Source organism: Nocardia rhamnosiphila NBRC 108938, from assembly GCF_000720425.1.
Classification (GTDB): Bacteria; Actinomycetota; Actinomycetes; order Mycobacteriales; family Mycobacteriaceae; genus Nocardia; species Nocardia rhamnosiphila.
In genome coordinates this window covers 442,173-464,872 of record NZ_JOAJ01000007.1, presented here as the reverse complement: position 1 = coordinate 464,872, position 22,700 = coordinate 442,173, and the positions used below count along the sequence as shown (strand labels likewise).

Here is a 22,700-nt window from a genome sequence, read left to right as displayed (position 1 = left end):
CCATAACGACGCCCGGCGACAAGGTCTTGTTCCCGGCGCTCCCGCCGGGACAGGCTCAGCGGCTCACAGTTCGGCCTGGCGCAGCGCCCACCAGCCGGCCGCGCCGACCCCGACGGACCACAGCAGCAGCACCACGATCGCGGCCGGGGCGGGTGCCAGCAGATCGCTGTCGGTGAATGAGCCCACCAGGACGGTGCTCAGCGTCGCCGAACCCGGCAGCAGCGTCGCCGCGCCCGGTAGCCCGATCCCGGCGGTCACCACCCAGAGCAGCGGCTCGGCGAGCAGCATCCAGACCAGCACCGCACCGACCGCCAGCGCCGGTGAGCGCAGCAGCAGCCCGAGTCCGGTACCGATCACCGCCCAGCACGCCGCGGCCAGCAGACCACCACCGAGTACCGCGAACAAGGCGGCCGTGATCTCGAATTTGTCGCGGCCGAACAGCAGCAGGCAGACCATGGCCACGACCTCGACCGCCAGCGCGGCCACCACCGCGGCGGCGGCGGTCACCAGGTATTTCGACCCGGCCAGCCGGTCCCGGTCCATCGTGAACAGCGCGGTGGTCACCAGCGTGTTGTGCTGGTGTTCACCCGCCGCCCCCGCGGCCCCGAAAACACCCGCCGCCACGACCACCGCGAACAGCGCCAGATACAGCCCGATGGTCGCGGTACCGGTCACCGGATCGCTGTCCGGGTCACGCGGCCCGGCCATGATCGCGGTCACCGAGGCGGTCACGATCGATATCGCGACCAGTGCTCCGGCCAGCACCCGGGGGTAGCGCAGGGTCGCCGCTTTGCGGTACTCGGACAGGACCGGCGGAATCAGTTCCGCGGGTACGACGTCGATCATCGGGCAACCCCGTACGGCAGAGAGGTGGGCGGCGGCATACCGGGTCCGACCGGCTGCGGCGCGGCCGCGTGGGTCAGGGAGGCGAGCACCCGGTCGGGATGGATCCGATCGGCGACTATACGGTCCAGCCGGACATCCGCGGCGCGGGCGGCGGCCACGATATCGTCCTCGGACGCGTCCGCCACGGCCAGTTGATCGTCGGGCCGGATCACCGCGTCGGTGAAGCCGCGAGCGGCCAGGGCGGTGGCGACTGCGATGGACGACGAGGAGGCCACCACCAGACGGTCCGGGTTTCGGCGCCGCAGCCGGGCCGGGCTGCCCTGATAGACCACCGCCCCGCCGCTCAGCACCACCAGATGGTCGGCGATCGGCAGCGCTGTCACCAGGCTGGGCGTGGTGAACAGTACGGTGCCGCCGCGCCGCGTGTGCTCGCGCAGGAAGCCCTGCAACCAGGACAGTTCGCCCAGCTGCATACCGGCGGTGGGATCATCGAGCACCAGCAGTGGCGGGTCGGGCAGCAGGGCCGTCGCCAGCGCCGCGCGGGTCTCCTCACCGGGGCTCAGATCGTCGGGGACGGCGCGGGCGCGCTCGGTGAGACCGGTGATCTCCAGCACGGCGCGCACCCGGCGGTCCGGGCACCCGGCCGCGGCGGCATAGACCCGCAGATGGTCGCGGACCGTACGGCGCGGATGCAGACCGCGCGGTGCGAGGACGGCGCCCACCGCCGCACTGCCGCGGCCGCCGGCCACCGTGGCCGACCCCGCCGTCGGCGGGAGCAGACCCAGCAGGATCCCGGCCACCGTCGACTTCCCGGAACCGGGCGGACCCACCAGCGCCGCGCAGGTACCCGCCGCGACATCGAAGGAGATGTCCTGGGCACCGATACTGAAATCCTCGTACCGCTTGGTCAGACCCCGGACCGTGATCGCCGGGCGTGCCGAGGGCGTCACCGCGGCCCGGCCGGTGGCTGGGTCCCACGCTGACGTACCCCGATCTCATCGCGCGGCAGCTCGCTCGGATCGGGCTGCGGCAGCGACTTCTTCGGCTGCTCCAGCGCGGTCGGCAGCTGGGCGTCGATCACCATCTCGTCGGGGAAATACGCCGGCGCCGGACCGAATGCCTTACGCGCGTTGTTGACGGTCGCCTTGCCCAGCGCCCGGTTACCGACCCCGCCGATCACCGCACCGATCCCGGCAGGCACTATTTTGCCCGCCATCAATGCGGCACGCTTGGTGATGAAGCGGACGATGAACCGCTTGAGCAGCGAATCGTTCATCCCGGACAGACCCGGGATCTTGTTGGCGAACACGGTGCCCCAGTTCTTGGCCGAGGTACCGACACTCTTCTGGACGATCTCCATCCCGCTGTCACCGAGCACCACCGCGAGCACCAGCGCCCGCCGCTGCTCGGTGTTCTCCGGCCGCACCCCGTGCACCGAGGCGACCGCCAGCGTGAACAACGCCGACGCCTCCATGAAGAAAGTGGTCTCCGCGCTCACCGCCGCCAGCGCGGCGATGGTCCCCACCCCGGGGATCGCGGCCGACGCCCCGACCGCGCTACCACTGCCGGTCACGGCCAGCAGATACTGCCGTTCGAGCCGTTCGACGAGCTGCGCGGGCGACTCGTCGGGATGTGCGCGCCGCAAGCGCGCGACATACTTGGCGACGGCGGGTGCTTGTAGCCGGGAACCGTGATCCAGTGCCTCGACCACGGCCTTTTCCAATGCCCCGTTACGCACGGCGTCATCCCTCCTCTGCGGCCTCTGTGCACTGTAGGGCACGGCGGCCGGACGTTCGCTCTGACTGGTAACGGACTACCCCTTTCCCCGGTTCCGACTCGCGCGCAAGTTCTGTTGAACGGTGGTGCAAGTTCTGTTGAACGGCGGGCGCTGGGGCGATAGGTGCGGTGGAGCCGGGAGCTGCTCGTTGGTGGAGGTGCGGTGCGGGCTTGCTCGTGGGGTTGAGGCCCCCTTGGTCTCGCCGTTTCGGCCTCGAGACTCGAGCCTTCGGCTCATGCGCTTTCGAGGCCGAAACGGCGAGACGGGCCTCAACCCTTTGAGGTGTCTCGTAGGACTCGACGCAGGGGGTTACGTCGGCGTTCGACGTCCAGGTCCAATGCTGAGCTGTGTGTAGTGCGGTCCTTGGTCCGGGTGCTGACTAGCGGGGTCCGTGGTCCTCCGGGACCATTTCGGCCGGGACCGGGGGTGGTGGGGGTGTGCCGTCGCCGAAGGGACGGCCGCCCAAAGATTCGCGGCCGTGGGGGGCGAGCCAGTTGGTGAGGTTCGGGCCCTTGGGGACGATCCGGGTGGGGTTGATGTCGGTGTGGACCTTGTAGTAATGGTCCTTGATCTGCGCGAAATCGATGGTGTCGCCGAATCCGGGGGTTTGGAACAGGTCGCGGGCGTAGGCCCACAGGACCGGCATCTCGCTGAGTTTGCTGCGGTTGCATTTGAAATGGCCGTGGTAGACGGGGTCGAACCGGGCCAGGGTGGTGAACAGCCGGATATCGGCTTCGGTGATGGTGTCGCCGACCAGATAGCGCTGCCCGGTCAGCCGGTCCGACAGCCAGTCCAGGGCGGTGAAGAGCCGGTCGTAGGCGTCGTCGTAGGCCTCCTGGGCGCCGGCGAAACCGCAGCGGTACACGCCGTTGTTCACCTCGCGGAACACGCGTGCGTTCACCTCGTCGATCTCGGCGCGCAGCGCTTCCGGATACAGCTGCGGGGCTCCGTCGCGGTGGTACTCGGTCCATTCGAGGGAGAAGTCGAGAGTGATCTGCGCGTAGTCGTTGGTGACGACCCGGCCGGTCGGTACGTCGACGATCGCCGGCACCGTGATACCGCGCGGATAGTCGGGGAAGCGGGCCAGGTAGGCGTCGCGCAGCCGCGGAATCTTCAGCACCGGGTCCACCCCGCCCGGGTCCAGGTCGAAGGTCCAGCTGAGCTTGTCGTGGGTGGGACCGCACAGGCCCAGCGAGATCACCGATTCCAGGCCCAGCAGGCGGCGCGCGATCAGGGTGCGGTTGGCCCACGGGCAGGCGCGGGCGGCGACCAGCCGGTACCGGTCCGGTTCGACCGGGTAGCCGTCGCGGCCGTCGGCGGTGATCCGGGTGGTGATGTAGTTGGTGTCGCGTCTGAATTCGCCCGGTTCGACGTAGGTGCCCTGTGCGGTTTCCGAGTCGGTCATGGCACCAGTCTCGCAGGGCCGGCCCATAAGCTGACGGTATGAGCGGGTCAGGCCCGGAGGCGGTAGCGGAGCGTAGCCACGGAGGGCCCCCGCTCATACCTGATAATCAGGGTATGAGCGCTACCGAACCCACCCGGCTGGAACGCACGGTCACCGCCGGCGGTGCCGAAGTCGCCACATTGACGCTGGCGAGCCCACCGCTGAACCTGTTCGATCAGGCCATGTTCGACGCCCTGGTCGCCGATCTCGCCGAGCTGTCGGCGCGGCCGCCGCGCGCGTTGCTGATCCGGGCCGAGGGCAAAGTGGTATCGGGCGGGGTGGATGTGCACACCTTCGACGGGCTCACCGCCGCGCAGGGAGCCCAGCTGTGGCAGGACCTGTTCGCTCGGATCAGCCATCCGATCGAGGCGCTGCCGTGCCCGGTGCTCTTCGCCGCGCACGGGCTCACCCTCACCGCGGCGTTCGAGATCGCGCTGGCCTGCGATCTGATCCTGGCCGCGCCGAAGGCGAAGTTCGGGCTGGTGGAGATCGTGGTCGGGTTGACGCCGTCGATGGGCGGGCCGCAGCGGCTGGCCGAACGGGCCGGGTCGGGCCGAGCCCGCGAGCTGGTGATGACCGGTGATCTGTACGACGCGCAGACCATGCGCGAATGGGGCGTGGTGAACCAGATCCACGAGGATGTCGACACCGCGGCGGTCGCGCTGGCCCACCGGCTGGCCGAGGGGCCCACGCGCGCGCATGCCGCCACCAAGCGGATCGTCGAAGCATGGCGGTCGGGCGGGGTGGCGCACGCGGATTCGGTGACCCCGCGGGTGTCCGGTGACCTGTTCGACACCGAGGACCTGCCGCGGGCGGTGCGCAGCTTCCTGGAACTGGGCCCCGGGAAGGCCACCTACCGGGGGCGCTGACCTGTCGGATGACGATTTCGTCATCCATCCGGGCGATTCGCCGACTCCGCACCCGCGTTTGTGATCTGCGTCATATAGTCACAGGTGCCAGACTTTTCGACTGTGCGGAGGTCCGATGCAAGGCGGTACGACCACGATCATCGGGCCCGCGGCCGGTCCGTCCGGCCCGGTGCGGGAGTCCGGCGGCGCGCCCGGCCCGCGGCCGGAGCCGGTGGAGTTCCATATCGTCGACGCCGGCGCCGCGGCGCCGCTGTCGCGGGGCGCGGACGGCATCCTGCGTTACGGCAACCTCAGCCCCGCCCTCACCGAACTCCTCGATCTCCAGGTGCACGCGTTCTCCAACCGGGAGGCCGTGGTCGAGGTCGGCGGCGGCCGGCTGACCTATCGGGAGCTGTGGCATTCGGCCTCCCGGGTAGCCGGTGGGCTGCAGGAGCACGGGATCGGCTACGGGGACCGGGTCGCGGTGCACATGCCACCCGGAGTGCGCTGGGTGCAGGCGTTCCTCGGGGCGCTGCTCAGCGGGGCGGTGCCGGTTCTGGTCCAGTACGGCCTGCCGCGCGAGGCGGCCGACAAGGTCATCGCCGACAGCGATGCCGATTTCGTCCTGGGTGCGCCCGACCGGGGCTGCGGCGCCACTCGCAGCGAGAGCCGCTGGGCCGCCGATCTGCCCGACGGCGCCGCGTTCATCGACGACGGTGCGGCGCTCGGCGATCTGGCGCTGCTCTGCTACACCAGCGGGGCCGGGGCGGGCGCGGTGCCGACGGGGGTGGAACTGACCAACGAGAATCTGCTCTCCGCCATCCGCTCGATGGTCGCCGCCCTCGATCTGCCCACCGACGGGATGCGCAATCTCGTACTGCAGCCGCTGGCCCATGCCAGCGGCTGTGTCGATCAGCTGCTGCCCACCTTCGCGGTGGGCGGCACCGTGGTCCTGGCCCAGGGCACCGGTGCGGTGGCGGCGGCGATCGCCGAGGAAAGCGTGGATACGCTCGCGGCCAGTACCCGTGTGCTCGGCGGCCTGCTGCCGGAGCTGGCCGCGAGGCGTGCCGACGGATTGCGCACCGAGCGGGTGATCCGGATCAGCACGGCCGGTCATCGCGCCGATATCGCGGAGCCCGGGCCGGCGTCCGCCTGTGATCTCGGTGCGGTGTTCCCCTCGGCCCGGCAGTGGTCGGTGTGGGGTGCGACCGAGACCAGCGGGATCGGGCTGGCGCTGGGGCCGACCGCCGGTCCGGCCGCCGACGCCGACGGTACCGTGCTCGGGTTCCCGTTCGGCGGCACCGAGCTGGCGCTGTGCGGACCGGAGGCCGCCTCGGGGCGCGGCGAGCTGCTGTGCCGCGGCCCCAATGTGACCAGGCGCTACTGGAACGATCCCCAGCGCACCGCCGACCGGTTCACCGGCAGCTGGTTCCATACCGGCGACCATGTGTGTATCGGCACCGACGGTCTGGTCCGGCGCGGCGCCTGAGCCTCAGGCGACGAGTCGTTCCCGCAGCCGCTCCCGCAGGTCGGGCGTGAGCCCCACGGCGCTCAGATACGCATCGAAATCACCGTGCAGTTCGATCCCGGATTCGAGGCCCGCTCGCAGGTACTCCTCCCGTACCTCGAGCACGGCCTGCGGCAGGTCCGCGCCGAACTCGTCCTTCAGCGAGGTGCGCAGTTCGGCGACCGCCTGATTGCTCAGCAGGTAGTCGCCGAGGATCTCGGACTCGGTGACCCCGACCGCACGCAGCAGCGTGGCGATGGTCCAGCCGGTGCGGTCCTTACCGGCGGCGCAGTGCACCAGGACGGCTCCGCGGTCGGCGACGATCGCCTCGGCCAGGGCCGTGATGGCAGCGTGTGCCTCGGGCCGGGCCGGGAAGTTGCGGTACACGTCCATCATGTAGGCGAGCGCGGCACCGGGCGCGTCCTGCCGGCCGGCGCCCGCCTCGTGCGGGGGCGCGGTGACCGTTCCGTCGTCGAAGGGGGTGATGTTCAGCCGGATCTCCGAGGGCAGGTGGTCGGCGCCGGCACGTTCGATCTCCAGGTGGCCGCGCAGATCGTGGACCGCCCCCACCCCCAGTTCCCGGAGGGTGGCGTGGCCGGCGTCGTCGAGCCGGCTGAGCTGGGCCGAACGGAGCAGGACTCCGGGGCGTGTCGTCCCGCCGCCGTGCAGGCGCAATCCGCCGAGATCCCGAAAGTTGAATGTGCCGCTGATCCGGAGATGCCCGGCGAGGGGAGAGCTTGTCACCGCATCAGGCTAACTGTCGCCCGACCGTGCGCGTTGTGTGATGACGCACAGGCGAGGAAGATCAGCGGGGCCCGGTCGTAGACTGGCCGATGGTCTCTGTCATGAGGCGCTGTGGCGGTAGGGGTACGTCTCCTGGGGGCGGTCCAGGGTGGGCCGGACGTGCGTGTACCGGGTTTCCGGGGTATGCGGAGTCGGTCCCGAAGGGGCCGTAAAAACAGTCTTCGGGTATGGGTTTCCCGTCAGAACTGTTCTCAAACCCCGAAAACCTTCTAATATCGAGAAGACGGATTGGATAGGCTGCAACTTCCCGACTATGCCTACCGATCCGGCCGGCCACTGCGGTGCCGAGTTTTCGGTCCGGAGTGTGCGAGTTGTTTGCCGAGGGAGCTTGCGTTGGGCGTACGTGGAGAAATAGCGGAGGTCCGGATCCGGTCGGCCGTGCGAGAAGCGGTCGATCATGCAGACGCGGTTATGGATATCACCGGATTACGGGCGTTGCGGGTCTTGCTGCACGCCGGGGTGAGTGCCTACTGGCCGCTGGTCAAGTCGACGCCGGTGCAGCAGATCCACGCCTACTCCAAGACCGTGCAGACCCTGTGCCGGCACTGGGATTCGACCGCGGAGTATGTACCCGACCCGGTGGTCTCCAAGCGGCAGCGCGCCCAGCAACGCGATGTGATCGAATGGCTCGAGCTGTGTGCCGCCCGGTCGGGTACCCGCTGGATCGAGCCGGTCGAATCGGTGGCGTCCTACGTGATCATGGTGGTCCAGGGTTCGGTGCTGCGGTGGCTGGCCGATTGTGACGACGAGGTCGTCCTGGTCGCCTTCGACGATCTGGTCTCCAATCTGGTCACCCGGGCGATCGACGCCGGAAACTCGTCCCGATAAAGCTGGACGTTCGACCAGTACGGTGGTTGAGTGGTCGCGTGAGTGTGACCTCGCCGATCGCCCCCCTGCATGCGGCCACCGCGGATCTCGATCCGCCGCTGGCCGCGGTGGACCTCACCGCCCTGCGGGCCAATGCCGCCGACCTGGTGCGCCGGGCCGCGGGGCGGCCCATCCGGGTGGCCAGTAAATCCGTGCGCTGTCGCGCGGTCCTGGAAGAAGTGCTCGGCGCCGGACTGACCGCCGTGGGCGGTTTCGCGGGCCTCATGTCGTATTCGCTCAGCGAGGCGATCTGGCTGGTCCGGCAGGGCGCTCGCGATGTGCTGCTCGGGTACCCGAGTGCCGATCGCACGGCGCTGGCCGAACTCGGCGGCGACCCGGTCCTGCTCGGGGCGATCACGCTGATGATCGATGATGTGGCGCAGCTGGATCTCGTCCGTGCCGCGGTCGGCAGCGCGACCGTACATCCCCGGGTCTGCCTGGATGTGGACGCCTCGCTGCGGATCGGTCCCGTGCATCTCGGGGTGCGCCGCTCGCCGATCCGGACTCCGGAACAGGCCGCCGAACTGGCCGAGACGGCCGTCGCCCGCGGGTTCCGGGTGGTCGGGCTGATGACCTACGAGGCGCAGATCGCCGGACTACCGGACACCTCGCTGCCGGTGCGCCTGGTGAAGAAGGCCTCCGCCCGGGAGATCGGCCGGCGCCGGGGCGCGGTGCTGGACGCCGTGCGTGCGGTGACCGGTCCGCTCGAGATCGTCAACAGCGGTGGTACGGGTTCGATCGAATTGTCCGCCGCCGCACCGGGAGTCACCGAGATCACCGCGGGGTCGGGGCTGTATGTGCCGACGCTGTTCGACGGATATCGATCGTTCCGCCCAAGGCCCGCACTGTATTTCGCGTTACCGATCCTGCGCCGGCCCGCGTCCGGAATGGTCACGGTATTCGCCGGGGGATATATCGCCTCCGGACCGGCGGGGGCTTCTCGTGTACCTGAACCAGTGTGGCCCAAGGGATTGCGGCTGCTCGGTACGGAAGGGGCGGGCGAGGTGCAGACACCGCTGGCCGGAGCCGCGGATCTGTCGATCGGGGACCGGGTGTGGTTCCGGCACGCCAAGGCCGGTGAGCTGTGTGAACGGTTCGACCGGTTGTATCTGGTGGACGGTGACGGCTCGCGCGTGGCGGTACCGACATATCGTGGCGAAGGTAAATGTTTCGGATGAGCGGTGACCGAATCCGATACGGCGGGGACGCATTATTCCGGCAGTAATTCCCATTGCTTCCGCGTAATTCCGGGAACTGCGCCGACTGTCCCAGCAGGACGAAAAGGTCCGCGAATGCCTAACGATTATCCAGTCGGACGAATCGTGAAATATCCGCCGATTCGTCGAGGGTCTCCGGCAGGAATTCGGTGAGCAGTGGGGAGCGTACGATCACCGCTCGCCGGCGGGCCCGGCCCACCGCGTCGTGTACCAGCGCGGGCGACAGCAGGGCGCCGACGGGAATCGGCGAATCCTCGGGACTCGACGCCGCCAGAGAGAGCAGGACCACCGCCGCCTCGCGGCCCCGGAGCAGATCCGGAGTGCCCACCAGCACCTCCTCGAATCGTGCCCGTGCCAGCAGGTTCCGGATCCGGCCCACCTGGGCGCGGTAGGGGGACACCACGACGATGTCGTGCGGTTGCAGCAGCCGGGGCCCGGTGCCGTCGTCCCATCGCTGTCCCAGCAGGTCTCGGATCTGGTGCAGGACCTCGCGGGCTTCGGCGTCGGAGGCGGTGCTGTTGCCGTGGTGATCCACCGGCACCGTGACGATTCCGGGTTCGACGGCGTCGGCGAACGGCTCGGCGGGCGGCGGGTACGCCCGTAACCGGCCTTCGAAATAGAGAGGTGACAGTGCCTCGCTCAGCCGCGGATGCAGGCGCCGGGTCCGGCCCAGGAAGTAGCCGTGGGTGGCGGGCAGCGTCACGTGACCGGAACTCGGCCAGGTGAGGGCCGGGGTGTGCACCGGTTCCGGATGCGGCCCCGGGTCGGGGTCGTACCGGGCGGCCGGGTCGCCGGTGAGCAGCAGGTTGCGGGCACTCACCGAGACCGCGGCCGTGGCCGCCAGCGGGAGGGCGTTCGCGTCCGCGATCACCAGGAGGTCCAGCGAATCACGCGGGATCCGCAGGGGGTCGGTGAAGTCGGCGGGCGTACCCCCCACGACGCAGCCGCGGATCGCGTTCGCCAGGAACCGGAGGTAACGGTCGGCTTCGAGGATCAGCCATTCGGGGGCCACGGCCACCGAATCACTCTTGGCGACCAGTTCGGGCAGCACGCCCGCGCGCACGACGGCGTCGAGCAGGTTCTCGACCGGCGCCGCGGTCGGCGCGACGATACCTATCCGCCAGTTGTCCTCGGTGACCAGCGCGGCCAGTACATCGGCCAGGACGGCGGTCCGGCCGGTCCCGGTGGGTGCCTGCACAGCGAGATACGAGCGGTCCAGGTCGCGCAGCGCCGCGGTGATCGCGGCCCGCGGATCTTCCCCGGCGGGCGGGAGATGTGGCCCGGCGGAATCCGGGGTGGTGGCACCGAGGCGGGGTGGGCGGCGGGTCAGCAGGTCGAACAGCGGTGTCGCGGGGATCGCGGGCAGCGAGACGAGTAGCTGCCGGCCGATATCCTCTATCGCGTCCGCCGCGGCGACGGGCGGGTCCGGCAGTGCCGGTGCCAGCGCGACCGGTAGTTCGTCGTGCGGTTCGGCCCCAGGCGCCAGGGTCTCCTCCAGGCGCACGGTATCGGTGAAATCGGTGTCCGCCGCCCAGCCGAGGACCGTGGCGGTCCCACAGGTACGGATGGCCCGCGGCGCGCGTCCCGCGGGTTCGTAGACCACGCAGACCGTGGTGCCCGGCGCGAGACCCGGACCGGCCAGCCGGCCGGTGAGCCGCAGGAAGCGGCGCACCATATCACCGGGACCGATATGCCATTTCGTATCGACCGCGGCCGAATCGGCCACCATGACCCCGGGTTCGGCGGCCCAGTCGGCCGGCGGATGGGTCAACCGGTCGATATGCGCCCACCAGGCGGTCTGCTGTTCCCGCCGGTGATAGCCGAGCAGCGCGGCGGTCAGCGCGGCGACCCGGTGCGGTGCGGCCGGGTCCTCCGCTGCCGGGTCCGGGTGCCGGGCGGCGAATTCGGCCAGGGCGGCCTCGGTGGACGAGGGTTGCGCCGAGGGCGTGTCGCGCAGCAGGCGCTCCAGCGTCTGGACATGCCCGGCCGGCGGGTCGCTCCTCTGCGCACGCAACCGGTCCGCGAGCCGCAGCACAGTACGGGCCCCGGAATCCTCCGAGGTGCCCTCGAGCACCGCCGCGACGGCGGGCAGCGCGTAGGTCTGCGATCCGGCGACGAAAGCGCCCCGGATTATCGGATACAGGTCCACCAGGGTGCCCGCCCGCAGCAGCACGTCCACGGTTTCCTCGCCGAAGCCGAGCCGGGCACCGCTGTGCAGCAGGAACGTACGGGCCGCGGCGGTGTAGTGGTAGATGTGCAGATCGGGATCGGCCAGCAGCGGTTCGGTGAGCGCGGCGAGGATATCGGTGAAGGCCCGGCGCCCGGCGGCACGCAGTTCGTGCCGTCGCGCGAGGACCGGCGTGACACAGGGGAATTCGAGGCGGATCTCACGGGTCAGGCGGACGGTATCGCGGGCGGCGACCTCGATCCGTAACCGGCCGGGGGCGATCTCGTCCACGTGGAGTGCCAGGTCGCCGGGGGTGGCGGCGGGCAGCATGTCCAGGGCGGACGGGTCGGCGGTGACGTATTCGCCGCGGCCGGAATGTTCCTGGCGCAGCTGGACGACGGCCTGGGTGCGCAATCGGGTCAGCACTCGCGGGGGTATCTCCGGCGCGGCGACGGTGCGGGTGGTGAGCCGGTCGATGGTGGTGACACCGGCCGCCCGCAGCGCGGCCCGTGTGGGCAGATCCATCCCGGCGACCAGCAGCAGATCCCGGGCCTCGGCGCGAGCGGCGCGGCAGACGGCGCACCGATGGCAGGCACGGAAGCGGGGATCGCCCCACTGCACCGGCAGTAGTTCGCTGGAATGCTCGGCCAGGATCTCGGTGATCCGGCGCCGACGGGCCAGATACACCGGCCGGGTGTCGGAAAGCGCGACCGCCCGGCTTCCGGTTTCCGAGTGCACCGACAACTGCGGGTCGACCCGGATCGACCGTTGCTCGAACAGTGCGGCGGCGACGGTGATCCGCAGCGCCGTGGCGACCGGTCCGGAACTGCCGGTATCGACACCGTGCAACCGGATACCGTCGGCGGTGCGGGTCAGCAGATCGGCGGATGCGAACACCTCACCGTCGAAGACGACCGGGTTGCGCACCGCCGGCGCGCCGGTCTCGACGGCGGCGAGGGTCTCGGTATGCGCGGTGGACACTGCCGCGAGCGAATCGGGAAGTGCTCTCGGCGGGGAGATCTCGATCAGCGTGCCCGTGTACCGCTGCCCGATATCACCGAGTACCCGGTCCAATACCGTGGCCTCGTCGATATCGCGCGCGTGATCCGCTGTCGCGCAGTCGCTGTCGGCACCGGGGAGCGGGCCTACAGTGCCCAGTTCGGTGTCGAGCGCACGCAGCAGCGCGAATTCGCAGCGCGCGGCGCGCACCAGATCCGTGGCGCCGTACACCACCCGATCACCGACAACGAACAACTATGGCCCTCCTGCGCCCAGTGCCACCCCGGCCGGCGCTCGCGCGCGGGCCGGACGGGCCCCACTGTAGCCACCGGGTCGGACCTGGTGGAACGGGCCGTGCGTCAGGAACGCGGTTTCCGGCGATCCTGACGTTTGGGGCCGTCGCGGCGGGGGCCGCGGCCGATCGAGCGATGCCCGGGCGGGCCCTGATCGAGCTGCAGCTGGATCAGCACACCGCTGATGCGGGTGCTGCGCAAGGCCTCCAGCGTCTCCGGCGGCAACTGGGCGGGCAGTTCCACCAGGCTGTGGTCCGGCCGGATACTGATATGCCCGAAATCGCTACGCCGCAGGCCGCCCTCGTTGGCGATGGCGCCGACGATCGCGCCGGGCACCACCCGGTGCCGTTTGCCCACGCTGATGCGGTAGGTGGCCAGCTCCGCGTCGGTCGCGCGATGCCGGGACGGACCGCGACGCTCCTCGAAACCACCACCCTCCTCGAACCGGCGCGGCGCCCGTTCACGGCGCGGCCGCTCCACCGGCTCCGGTTCGGGTTCGAGGAAGAAGCTCTCACCGTCGTGCGCCGCCACCGCCAGCGCGGCCGCGATATCGGCCAGCGGGGTGTTGTGCTCCTGCTCGTAGTCCTCGATCAGTTTGCGGAACAGGGCGAGGTTGTCCGAGCTGAGGTTCTCGGTGATGGCGTCGCCGAACTTCGCGACCCGCTGGGCGTTCACATCGTCGACGCTGGGCAGCTGCATCTCGGTCAGCGGATGCCGGGTGGCGCGTTCGATGGATTTGAGCAGATGGCGTTCGCGCGGGGCGACGAACAGCAGGGCCTCGCCGCTGCGGCCCGCGCGGCCGGTGCGGCCGATGCGGTGCACGTAGGACTCGGTGTCGTGCGGGATGTCGTAGTTCACGACATGGGAGATCCGGTCCACGTCGAGTCCGCGGGCGGCGACATCGGTGGCGACCAGGATGTCGAGGGTGCCTGCCTTCAGCTGGCCGATGGTCCGTTCCCGCTGGGCCTGGGCGATATCGCCGTTGATGGCCGCGGCGGAGAAACCGCGGGCGCGCAGTTTCTCGGCCAGCTCCTCGGTGGCCTGTTTGGTGCGCACGAAAATAATCATGGCCTCGAAGGACTCCACCTCGAGGATCCGGGTGAGCGCGTCGAGTTTGCGCTGATGCGATACCAGCACCCAGCGCTGGGCGATATTGGTGGCGGTGCTGGTCTTGGCCTTGACCGTGATCTCGACCGGTTCGCGCAGGTACTGCTTGGAGATCTTGCGGATGGCCGCGGGCATGGTCGCGGAGAACAGTGCCACCTGCTTCTCGGCCGGGGTGTCGGCGAGGATGCGCTCCACATCCTCCTGGAACCCCATCTTCAGCATCTCGTCGGCCTCGTCGAGCACCAGATAGCGCAGCTTCGACAGGTCCAGGGTGCCCTTTTCCAGATGATCGATCACGCGGCCCGGCGTGCCCACCACGACCTGGGCGCCGCGCCGGAGACCGGACAGCTGGACCCCGTAGCTCTGGCCGCCGTAGATCGGCAGGACATGGGTGCCCGGCATATGCGTCGCGTAGCGGCCGAACGCCTCGGCGACCTGGATCGCCAGTTCCCGGGTGGGCGCGAGCACCAGCGCGGCCGGCTGTTTGCCGGTGGGATGCTCCTGCAACAGGCCCATCAGGATGGGGATGGCGAAGGCCGCAGTCTTACCGGTGCCGGTCTGCGCCAGACCGACCACATCCGTGCCCTCCAGCAGCGGCGGGATGGTCGCGGCCTGGATGGGGGAAGGCGATTCGTAGCCGACGTCGGCGATGGCCGAAAGGATGCGGTCATCGATACCGAGATCTGCGAAGGACGGTCCGGCGGTTTCGGGTTCGGTCTCGCCGGGGTGCTCGCCCAGGTTGTCGTCGCCCTCATTGGTGCTCATTGACCAGGAGTTTACTGGTACGGCCTGGTCGTCCGGCCCACCGGCCCATACGGTGTGAGCATGAACGCCGCCCCCACCGAGCTCTCCGACCCCCCGCACGACGGCGCGACGGTCCTCGCGGTCGTGCAGTTCGCACCGCATACCGATATAGATGCCAATCTCGTCGCACTCACCGCGCGGGTGCGGGCCGCGGCCGAGGAGGGCGCCCGGATCGTGGTGGCTCCCGAGTACTCGATGTTCGCGCTCGGCCGGCTCGACGAGCGGGCCCTGGCCGCCGCGCAACCGCTCGACGGCCCGTATGTCACCGCATTGGCCGGACTGGCCGCCGAAACGGGGGTGTACCTGGTCGCCGGGGTGGTGGAGACGGCCCCGCCCGGGGACGAACGGATATACAACACCCTGGTCGTGCTCGGTCCCGACGGATCGCTGCGGACGCGTTATCGCAAGGTGCACCTCTACGATGCGTTCGGTCAGCGCGAATCGGAGGTGGTGGCGCCCGGGCCGGTGGACGAACCGGCGCTGTTCACCGCCGACGGGCTCACCTTCGGCCTGCAGACCTGTTTCGATCTCCGGTTCCCGGAAGGGTTCCGGCGGCTCGCCGTGGCCGGCGCGCAGGTCCTGCTGCTGCCCGCGCAGTGGATTCCCGGACCGGGCAAGGTCGACCAATGGACCACTCTGTTGCGCGCCCGGGCCATCGAGAACACGGTGTATGTGGCCGGGGCCGACCAGTGCGGGCCGCGCGGCGCCGGCGCCTCGATGATCGTCGACCCCGCGGGCCGGGTGCTGGCCGAACTGGCCGATGCGCCCGGTGTCGCCGTCGCCGAGCTGGAGTCCGGCCTGGTAAACCGGGTCCGCCGCACCAATCCGAGCCTTGCGCTGCGCAGATTCGTGGTGACCGCGCCGGAAGCGAGTAGCGTCGAAAGGTAATGCTCTACGCCGACCGTCTCACCGCCGGGCGCGCACTGGGAAGCGAACTGACGCACCTGCGTGCGGAGAACCCGCTGGTGCTCGGACTGCCCCGGGGCGGGGTCCCGGTGGCGGCGGCGGTCCGCGATATCGTCGGCGGCGACCTCGACATCCTGCTGGTCCGCAAACTCGGGGTGCCCTGGCAGCCGGAACTCGCGGCGGGCGCGATCGGCGAGGAAGGCGCGCGGGTGCTCAATGCCGATGTCCTGCGCCAGACCGGACTGGATCGGGCGCGGCTCGAGGCCATCGAAGCGGACGAACGCGCCGAACTGGACCGCCGCCGCATCGTGTGGCGCGGTGATATCCCGCCGATCCCGCTGCGGGACCGGACGGTGGTGATCGTCGACGACGGGGTGGCCACGGGGGCGACCGTGGTCGTGGCCTGCCGGGTGGCCCGGGCCCGGCAACCGCGGCGGATCGTGGTCGCGGTACCGGTGTCGGCGCCCGAGGCGCTCGACCGGATCCGCGCCGAAGCCGACGAGGTCGTGTGCCCGCAGGCGCCGTCGGCGCTGGCCGGGGTCGGCGGGGCCTACCGCGATTTCCACCAGCTCGACGACGCCGAGGTGACCGACCTGCTCCGGCCGGACGCCCGGTGAACGGTACCGGGCGTCCGGGGCCGGGTGGGCCGGGTTACAGCTCCGGCTGGGCGTAGTCGGCGACCTGCGCGGTCAGCACCCGCAGATGCTCCAGCGAGCTACCGAGGGTGCGCTCGATGGCGGTGAGCCGGGCCACATAGTGGCTCACCGGGTACTCGGACGTGACGCCGATACCGCCGTGCATCTGGATCGCTTCCTGGCCGATATGCTTCGCCGACCGGCTGACCTGCAACCGTGCCCGGGACGCGATGACCGGGTTCCCGGCATCGTCGACCAGCGACGCCGTGAGGTAGTAACTCATACTGCGGGCCAGCTCGAGCGAAACGTACATATTCGCGGCGCGCTGGGTGAGGGTCTGGAACTTCGACAGCGTGACACCGAACTGTTTACGGGTCTTCAGATAGTCGGTGGTCAGCCGCAGCGACTCCTCCATCGCCCCGATCGATTCCGCGCACAACCCGGCCTGGGCCCGGGCGAGCACCTCGTCCACGACACTCGTGGCGTCGCCGCCGGTACCGAGCAGTTCGGCGGCCGCGCCGTCGAGGACGATCTGGGCGCCACGCAGGCCGTCGACCGTCGCGTAGGAGGTACGGGTCACCCCGGTGGCGTCGGCGGCGACCAGGAACAGGCCCACACCGCCGTCGGGCAGGGTCGCGCTGACCACCAGATCGTCGGCGCAGTCGCCGTGCGGTACCGGGTTCTTGGTTCCGCTGAGCGTGTAGCCCTCGCCCTGGGCGGTGGCCGTGGTGGCGATCGCGTGGTCGGGCCAGCGGGTGCCGGGTTCACCGTGCGCGAAGGCCAGCAGTTTCGACCCGGCGGCGACCTCGGGCAGGATGCGCTGGCGCTGGTCGGGCGTGCCCACCGCGCTGATCAGCCCGCCCGGTACCAGGACCGCGTCGAGTAGCGGTTCCGGCGCCAGCCGCCGCCCGATCTCCTCGAGCACCAGCATGGTCTCCACCGGGCCCGCCTCCATACCGCCATCCTTCTCGGCGAAGCTCAGCCCGAGCACGCCCAGTTCGGCGAGCTGATTCCAGACCTGACGGCTCCAGCCGAGGTCGGTGCCGATGACCTGCAGCCGGGATTCCGGGTTGTAATGGCGATTCAGCAGGTCGCGCACCGTGTCGCGGAGCAGGGCCTGTTCATCGGTGAGATCGAAATCCATTACCTGACCTCACAATCCGAGGATCGAGGAGGCGATGATGGTGCGCTGCACCTCGCTGGAACCTCCGTAGATGGTTGTCTTGCGGTAGTTGAGATAGCTCGGACCCGAGCGCTGCGCCCAGTCCGGCGAGGCGATATCCGCGGCGTGTACCGGCAGCGCGTCGGGGCCGGCGATATCGAGCAGCAGCTCGGTGGCGGCCTGCTGCAGTTCCGAACCGCGCATCTTCAGCACCGACGACGCGGGGTTGGGTTTGCCCTCGGTCGAGTTCGACACCACCCGCAACTGGGTGAGTTCCAGCGCGAGCAGCTCGTTCTCCAGTTCGGCGATGCGCGCCGCGAACAGCGGGTCCTCCAGCAGGGTCCCGGAACCCGATGTGGTGGCGGCCGCGTATTCCTTGGCCACGCCGATCCGCACCTTGGTGCGGGCGACGGCGGTGATCCCGGTGCGCTCGTTGCCGAGCAGGAACTTGGCGTAGGTCCAGCCCATGTTCTCCTCGCCGACCAGCTGATCGGCCGGGACGCGCACGTTCTCGAAGAAGACCTCGTTGACCTCGTAGCCGCCGTCGATGAGTTTGATCGGCCGGATGGTGACACCGGGCGATTTCACGTCGAACAGCAGGAAGGAGATCCCGGCCTGCTTCTTCGGGGCGTTCGGGTCGGTGCGGACCAGGCAGAAGATCCAATCCGCCCACTGGGCGAGGGTGGTCCAGATCTTCTGGCCGTTGACGATGTAGGAGTCACCGTCGCGCACGGCCGTGGTGCGCAGCGAGGCCAGGTCCGAACCGGCGTCGGGTTCGGAGAAGCCCTGACACCACCAGATGTCGAGGTTGGCGGTGGCCGGCAGGAAACGCTTCTTGAGTTCCTCGGAGCCGAACTGCGCGATGACCGGGCCGACCATGGTGGCGTTGAAGGTCAGCGGGTCCGGCACGCTGGCCAGCTGCATCTCGTCCTGCCACAGATGCCGCTGCATCGGGGTCCAGTCCTTGCCACCCCATTCGACCGGCCAGTTCGGTACGGCCAGGCCGTGCTCGTTGAGGATCCGATGGGAGGTCACGACGTCCTCGCGGGACAGTTCGTGACCGTATTTCACGCGTTCCCGGATCTCGGCCGGGATCGCGGTGGTGTAGATCTTCCGCAGCTCGTCACGGAAGGCGACCTCGTCGGGAGACAGAGTTAATTTCATACACATCTCCAAATATGTCTCGATTGTCCCGCATAGAATTTACACCCCTCCCCGATCCTGCCGTGTCGAGTGCATCACATGTGCCGGGAGCGCAGGGCCGATCACAGCGGACGAGAGCGGAGTGTGACCGGGCGGCGACCGGACCGGCCTGGTACTTTGCTGCGGTGGGCGGGGGGTCGCCGGCCGGATCCGGCACCGTCGCCCCGATCGGATGTAGGGAGTCAGCAGTGCACAACAAAATTGTCGCGCGCACCGCGGCCACGGCAGCCGCCCTCGGAATCAGCGCAGCGCTCGCCTTCACACCGGCGGCCGCCGCACCCGCGCCGACCCCGGCCGAAGCGGCGATGCAGGCGCTCACCGAGCAGACCGCCGGCAAACCGGAAACGCACGCCGGTGTGGACGCGCTGGACCGCTATGCCGACTACGTCGCGGCCAACCACATCAGCACCATCGGCCTGTACACACCCTTCGTCTACGCGGCACCCACCTTCGGCTGCGGCAGCAACGGCCTGATCACGACCATCATCGCGGCCGGCACCGCCAACGGTCCCAGCGCCAACATCGGCGGTACTCCCGGAACTCTGACCTTCCACGCGACCCCCGGGCATCCGGGCATCCCGCAGGCCTCCGGCCTGGTCGTCGCCTGGATCAATATCAACAACGGGCGCAGCGGTCTCGACATACTCGACGATCTGACCGAGTTCGGCACCCCGTCACTGTCCCGGACCGTGGACAGCGGTCCGGGTACCGTCCTCGCGTCCATGTGGGGCACCATCGACTACCCGGGCGCGCTCTGTGTGATGACGCCCACGGTCGGCATGTTCCCGGTGCCCGAGGCGCCCGCGCCGGCGCCGCAGTCCGCGCCCGCCGCGCCGCCCGCGGAACCTGGCGCTCCGGCTCCCGCACCTGCGCCTGCGCCGGAACCGGCGCCCGCGCCCGCCCCGGCCTAGATCCCCGGCGCGGACGATACGGTCCGCGGTAGCCGGCCACCGCCGCCGATCGTGGGCCACCAACGGCCTGTCATTCTTTGCCAGAATCCGGCCATGGGTTTCTTCGACGGCGTGCGCGGCCGCCTGCACTATCGGAACCGGCCGGTCGGTGGGGCCGCGACGGGCCTGGTGTTGCTGCCGGGAACCGGCCAGCACAGCGGGCACTACCACGAGTTCGCCCGGCAGCTGAACGGGGCGGGGATCGCCATCTGGACGCTGGACCCGGCGGGCCAGGGCCTCAGTGAAGGTGATCCCGGCGCCCGGCCGGTCCTGTCCGAACTCGTCGCCGACGCGGCCACGTTCTTCGCCCTGGCGCGGGCGCAGGCTCCGGAACTCCCGCTCATGCTCATGGGGCATTCACTCGGGGCGATCACCGCGCTCGCGACGCTGGGCGCCACCCCGCCCGCCCTGGACCCCGCCGTCGCGGCGACCCCGGCCGTTCCCGCCGACCTGCCGGCCGGACTGGTGCTGTGCGGTACTCCGGCGCGCGCCCTCGACGATCGCGCCGATGCCGCCGGGCCGCGGCTCCCACCCGTCCTGGCCGTCCACGGGGTGGACGACCGCCGGGCGCCGATCGACCCGGTCCGGGCGTGGGCGCGGCGGCGCGAGGCGGTGGAACTGCGCGAATACGCCGATGCCGGACACGATCTGCTGCACGAGCGCGTGCGCGCCCGGGTGACGGCGGATATCGTGCAGTGGACGCAGGAGATCGTCGCGGGGCCGGTGCGACGACCGTGAAATCCGCTGTGTGACAGCGGAGCAGGAAGGGGGACACGATGCAGCCGAATGCGATCACCACGCTCGATTCCGCCGTCGAAGACGGGCAGCTGTGGATCGACGGCGTCCTGGTGGCCGAGGGTGCGCCGGAACAGTGCGCACTGCGCTACGAACAACTCGCCGACCAGGTGGACGCGCAGATCGACACACTGTCCGCGGCGGTATCGCTGCCCGGCTTCGGGGGATTCGATTCGGGTGCGGCACTACGCTCCGGATTCGAGGGCAAGGCCACCGACGCGATCGCGGCGCTGCGCCGGTACTCCGATACCGCCCGGCAGCTCGCGCACACCTTCCGGGCCGCCGCGGCGGCCTACCGCGAATCCGATACCGATATCGCCGCGGCGCTCGGCGCCGCCGAACCGACGGGAGCCTCCGGTGCGTGAACTACCCCGCGCCGGGGCACGCGGTGTGCACTACCGCGTCGATCCCGAATACGCGCCCACCGTGGAAGTATTCGACAACCTCACCCACCCGCAGATCCACGCCGGGGTGGCCGCCATGAACCCGTCGGTGCTACAGAGCGGCGGGCAGGCCTGGCAGGGCGCGGCGACCGGCCTCACCGACGCGGTGGCGCAGGCGCATACCGAGATCCGCGGCGCCATCGCCGACGGCTGGCGCGGTTCGGCGGCCGGTCTGGCCGCGGCCGCGGTCCGCGATTTCGAGGCCGCCGGCCGGCACCTCGCCGATGTGCTCGCCACCGTAGGGCAGCGGCTCGGCCGGGCCGGCGACGCCGCGGAAACACTGCGCGCCGCAGTCCCCGAACCCGCCGGCACCGAACCGGATCTCGCGGCGGCGCTGCTGGACCCGCATGCGGCCACCGGCAATATCGCCGCGCAGCGGACCGCCGACGACGATCGCGCCGAGGTGGTCCGGGTGATGGACAGCGTCTACACCGGCGCCTTCATTCCGACCGGCGCCCGGATCCCCGCGTTTCCCGACCTCCCGGAGGCGCTGCACGGCACCGAGGTGCCGGCCGGTGCGGCCCCGGCCGCTCCCGTGGCACCGAGCCCGGAAACCACGGCGGGACAGCGGCCTCCCGCCGCGCTCGGGGGGACGACCGTGGCGGACCGGCAGCCGGCCACGGCTCCGGCCGGAGTCGCGGCCCCGGACGAACCCGGTTCGCCGGCGGTCACGGTCTCCGGTGTCCGGTCCGATACTCCGCACCTCGCTCCGGCCGGGTCCGGCCCCGAGAGCACGACCGCAGCGGCCACCGGGCAGATCGCCGCGCCCGCCACCGCGCCCGCGGCGGCGCCGGTCACCACCGCGGCCGCGTCGGCGAGTCCGGCCACGGCGGCGGGTGTCCCACTGTTCGCCGCCCCGGTCCGCCCGGCGGGCACGACCGGTGACCAGGAACGTTCCCGGGACGAACAGCAGCGGGCCGCGGGCGGCGAGGCGGTCACCGGAATGGGCGCGGGGGCCATCGGTGGGTTGATGGGCGGTGCCATGGCGGCCGATACGGTCCGGTCCGGCGCCCCGGTGGCGCCGCGCACCGAGCGGACCGCTCCGGCCGAGGACGATCTCCACTTCGCCGACGAGGAACTCACCTATCTGGAAGTGGGCGAACCGGCCGGGCAGTTGATCGGCGCCCTGGAGCCCACCATTCCGCCGGTGCTGGGTGAGTGGACGGAAGAGGAGTGAACTGGCTCCTCACCCCGGACCAGTTCGCGCTGGCATGGGAACGGACCGTCGGCGACCGTATTCCCTATCCGCTGGCGGTACGCCTGTCGGCTCGCGATTCCATCGAGCGCACCGCCCAACTGCCCGCTCTGCGGCAGTGGTGCGAAGGCACTCTCGACGCCGACCTGGAGGCCGCGCTACGCGTGCTGGCCGGCCCCGAGGTGAGTGTGGAGACGTTCGGACAGGACGGTGACCGGACTCCGGCCGTGCGGATACTCGCCGCCTCGGCGGGCCGTATCGGGGTGGTCGCCACCCAGCGGCGGGGCCCGCAGCCGGACCGGGGCGGTGAACTGCGGATCACTGCCGGCACCGCCACCTCGCTGCCGGTCCGGGTGATCGCGGCCCTGCCGGCCGTGGCCGCCGGCGCCGGGGGGCGGCTGCGCGCGGCGCGCAGCGAGGTTGTCGAGGACGGCCGGGACCGGGTGACCGTTCCGGTGTCCGGGCCCACCGTGGCGACCCGGATCCGTAAGCGGCTCACACTTCCCCGCGACGGAATCGGCCAGATCGTGGTGTCGGTGCACCGGCGCACCGGGCCGGCGCCGTTCGGTGTTTTGTGCTGGGTGGATATCACCGGCGACGGCCGTTACGCGGTCCACACCGGCAAGGATGTCGAGATCGCCCCGGTGGGCGCCGAAGGTTTCACCAACGCCCTGCGGCCCATGATCGCCGCCGCCCAGCGGTCGGTCGCCTACGCCGAACACTGAGTTTCG

General features: G+C 70.4%; 20 protein-coding genes. 11 read left to right on the top strand and 9 right to left on the bottom strand.

What is annotated here, in order from left to right:
• Positions 1-63: 63 nt before the first annotated feature.
• The 4 genes from IG75_RS0124310 to IG75_RS0124295 form a co-directional block, all read right to left on the bottom strand.
• Complete coding sequence (locus IG75_RS0124310; RefSeq protein WP_030523279.1) at positions 64-846, bottom strand: ABC transporter permease; 783 nt, start codon at positions 844-846, stop codon at positions 64-66.
• Entirely contained in the window at positions 843-1,796 is a 954-nt protein-coding gene (locus IG75_RS0124305; RefSeq protein ID WP_030523280.1) for an ATP-binding cassette domain-containing protein, read from the bottom strand. Before IG75_RS0124305 ends, IG75_RS0124310 begins: the two co-directional genes overlap by 4 nt.
• Complete coding sequence (locus tag IG75_RS0124300) at positions 1,793-2,569, bottom strand: hypothetical protein (protein ID WP_030523281.1); 777 nt, start codon at positions 2,567-2,569, stop codon at positions 1,793-1,795. The genes IG75_RS0124305 and IG75_RS0124300 overlap by 4 nt, the downstream gene beginning before the upstream one ends.
• A gap of 433 nt (positions 2,570-3,002) precedes the next feature.
• Positions 3,003-4,028: a glutathione S-transferase family protein gene (locus IG75_RS0124295; protein WP_030525966.1), complete on the bottom strand. Its 1,026-nt coding sequence runs from the start codon at positions 4,026-4,028 to the stop codon at positions 3,003-3,005.
• 113 nt (positions 4,029-4,141) lie between these two features.
• Here IG75_RS0124295 and IG75_RS0124290 point away from each other — a divergent pair, with 113 nt between their 5' ends.
• Both IG75_RS0124290 and IG75_RS0124285 read left to right on the top strand, forming a co-directional pair.
• Positions 4,142-4,936: an enoyl-CoA hydratase/isomerase family protein gene (locus IG75_RS0124290; RefSeq protein WP_030523283.1), complete on the top strand. Its 795-nt coding sequence runs from the start codon at positions 4,142-4,144 to the stop codon at positions 4,934-4,936.
• 115 nt (positions 4,937-5,051) lie between these two features.
• The gene (locus IG75_RS0124285; protein ID WP_081877058.1) at positions 5,052-6,404 is read left to right on the top strand and encodes a class I adenylate-forming enzyme family protein; all 1,353 of its coding nucleotides are present in this window, start codon (positions 5,052-5,054) and stop codon (positions 6,402-6,404) included.
• 3 nt (positions 6,405-6,407) lie between these two features.
• Here the strand turns inward: IG75_RS0124285 and IG75_RS0124280 are convergent, their stop codons facing one another.
• Positions 6,408-7,166 carry a tyrosine-protein phosphatase gene (locus IG75_RS0124280; protein ID WP_030523285.1) on the bottom strand — a complete coding sequence of 253 codons (759 nt, stop codon included), beginning with the start codon at positions 7,164-7,166 and terminating at the stop codon, positions 6,408-6,410.
• Between the two features lie 471 nt (positions 7,167-7,637).
• Between IG75_RS0124280 and IG75_RS0124275 the strand changes: the two genes are divergently transcribed.
• Together IG75_RS0124275 and IG75_RS0124270 are read left to right on the top strand one after the other, a co-directional pair.
• On the top strand, positions 7,638-8,054 hold the full coding sequence (locus tag IG75_RS0124275) for a TetR family transcriptional regulator (protein ID WP_245713260.1): 417 nt from the start codon (positions 7,638-7,640) through the stop codon (positions 8,052-8,054).
• A gap of 38 nt (positions 8,055-8,092) precedes the next feature.
• The gene (locus tag IG75_RS0124270) at positions 8,093-9,271 is read left to right on the top strand and encodes an amino acid deaminase/aldolase (RefSeq protein ID WP_373863765.1); all 1,179 of its coding nucleotides are present in this window, start codon (positions 8,093-8,095) and stop codon (positions 9,269-9,271) included.
• Between the two features lie 118 nt (positions 9,272-9,389).
• Here the strand turns inward: IG75_RS0124270 and IG75_RS0124265 are convergent, their stop codons facing one another.
• Both IG75_RS0124265 and IG75_RS0124260 read right to left on the bottom strand, forming a co-directional pair.
• A complete protein-coding gene (locus tag IG75_RS0124265; protein ID WP_030523288.1) occupies positions 9,390-12,731 on the bottom strand; it encodes an AAA domain-containing protein in 3,342 nt (1,113 codons plus the stop codon).
• A 104-nt stretch (positions 12,732-12,835) separates the two neighbouring features.
• Entirely contained in the window at positions 12,836-14,641 is a 1,806-nt protein-coding gene (locus IG75_RS0124260) for a DEAD/DEAH box helicase (protein WP_030523289.1), read from the bottom strand.
• Between the two features lie 60 nt (positions 14,642-14,701).
• Here IG75_RS0124260 and IG75_RS0124255 point away from each other — a divergent pair, with 60 nt between their 5' ends.
• Both IG75_RS0124255 and IG75_RS0124250 read left to right on the top strand, forming a co-directional pair.
• On the top strand, positions 14,702-15,568 hold the full coding sequence (locus IG75_RS0124255) for a carbon-nitrogen hydrolase family protein (protein ID WP_051714865.1): 867 nt from the start codon (positions 14,702-14,704) through the stop codon (positions 15,566-15,568).
• Positions 15,568-16,203 (top strand): phosphoribosyltransferase, encoded by a 636-nt coding sequence (locus IG75_RS0124250; RefSeq protein ID WP_030523291.1) that lies wholly within the window; start codon positions 15,568-15,570, stop codon positions 16,201-16,203. Before IG75_RS0124255 ends, IG75_RS0124250 begins: the two co-directional genes overlap by 1 nt.
• 34 nt (positions 16,204-16,237) lie before the next feature.
• Here IG75_RS0124250 and IG75_RS0124245 read toward each other — a convergent pair whose 3' ends face one another.
• Complete coding sequence (locus tag IG75_RS0124245) at positions 16,238-17,365, bottom strand: acyl-CoA dehydrogenase family protein (RefSeq protein WP_030523292.1); 1,128 nt, start codon at positions 17,363-17,365, stop codon at positions 16,238-16,240.
• A 9-nt stretch (positions 17,366-17,374) separates the two neighbouring features.
• The gene (locus IG75_RS0124240; RefSeq protein ID WP_030523293.1) at positions 17,375-18,547 is read right to left on the bottom strand and encodes an acyl-CoA dehydrogenase family protein; all 1,173 of its coding nucleotides are present in this window, start codon (positions 18,545-18,547) and stop codon (positions 17,375-17,377) included.
• Positions 18,548-18,774: 227 nt separating this feature from the next.
• On the opposite strand from IG75_RS0124240, the gene IG75_RS0124235 reads away from it, so the two are divergent.
• From IG75_RS0124235 to IG75_RS0124215, 5 genes are all read left to right on the top strand, one after another.
• Complete coding sequence (locus tag IG75_RS0124235) at positions 18,775-19,497, top strand: hypothetical protein (protein WP_030523294.1); 723 nt, start codon at positions 18,775-18,777, stop codon at positions 19,495-19,497.
• Between the two features lie 93 nt (positions 19,498-19,590).
• Positions 19,591-20,274, top strand: a complete 684-nt coding sequence (locus tag IG75_RS0124230) for an alpha/beta hydrolase (RefSeq protein ID WP_036514958.1) — start codon at positions 19,591-19,593, stop codon at positions 20,272-20,274.
• Positions 20,275-20,312: 38 nt separating this feature from the next.
• A complete protein-coding gene (locus IG75_RS0124225) occupies positions 20,313-20,696 on the top strand; it encodes a hypothetical protein (RefSeq protein ID WP_030523296.1) in 384 nt (127 codons plus the stop codon).
• Positions 20,689-21,951 carry a WXG100 family type VII secretion target gene (locus tag IG75_RS0124220; protein ID WP_030523297.1) on the top strand — a complete coding sequence of 421 codons (1,263 nt, stop codon included), beginning with the start codon at positions 20,689-20,691 and terminating at the stop codon, positions 21,949-21,951. The genes IG75_RS0124225 and IG75_RS0124220 overlap by 8 nt, the downstream gene beginning before the upstream one ends.
• Positions 21,948-22,694, top strand: a complete 747-nt coding sequence (locus IG75_RS0124215; protein ID WP_030523298.1) for an ESX secretion-associated protein EspG — start codon at positions 21,948-21,950, stop codon at positions 22,692-22,694. Before IG75_RS0124220 ends, IG75_RS0124215 begins: the two co-directional genes overlap by 4 nt.
• Positions 22,695-22,700 lie beyond the last annotated feature (6 nt).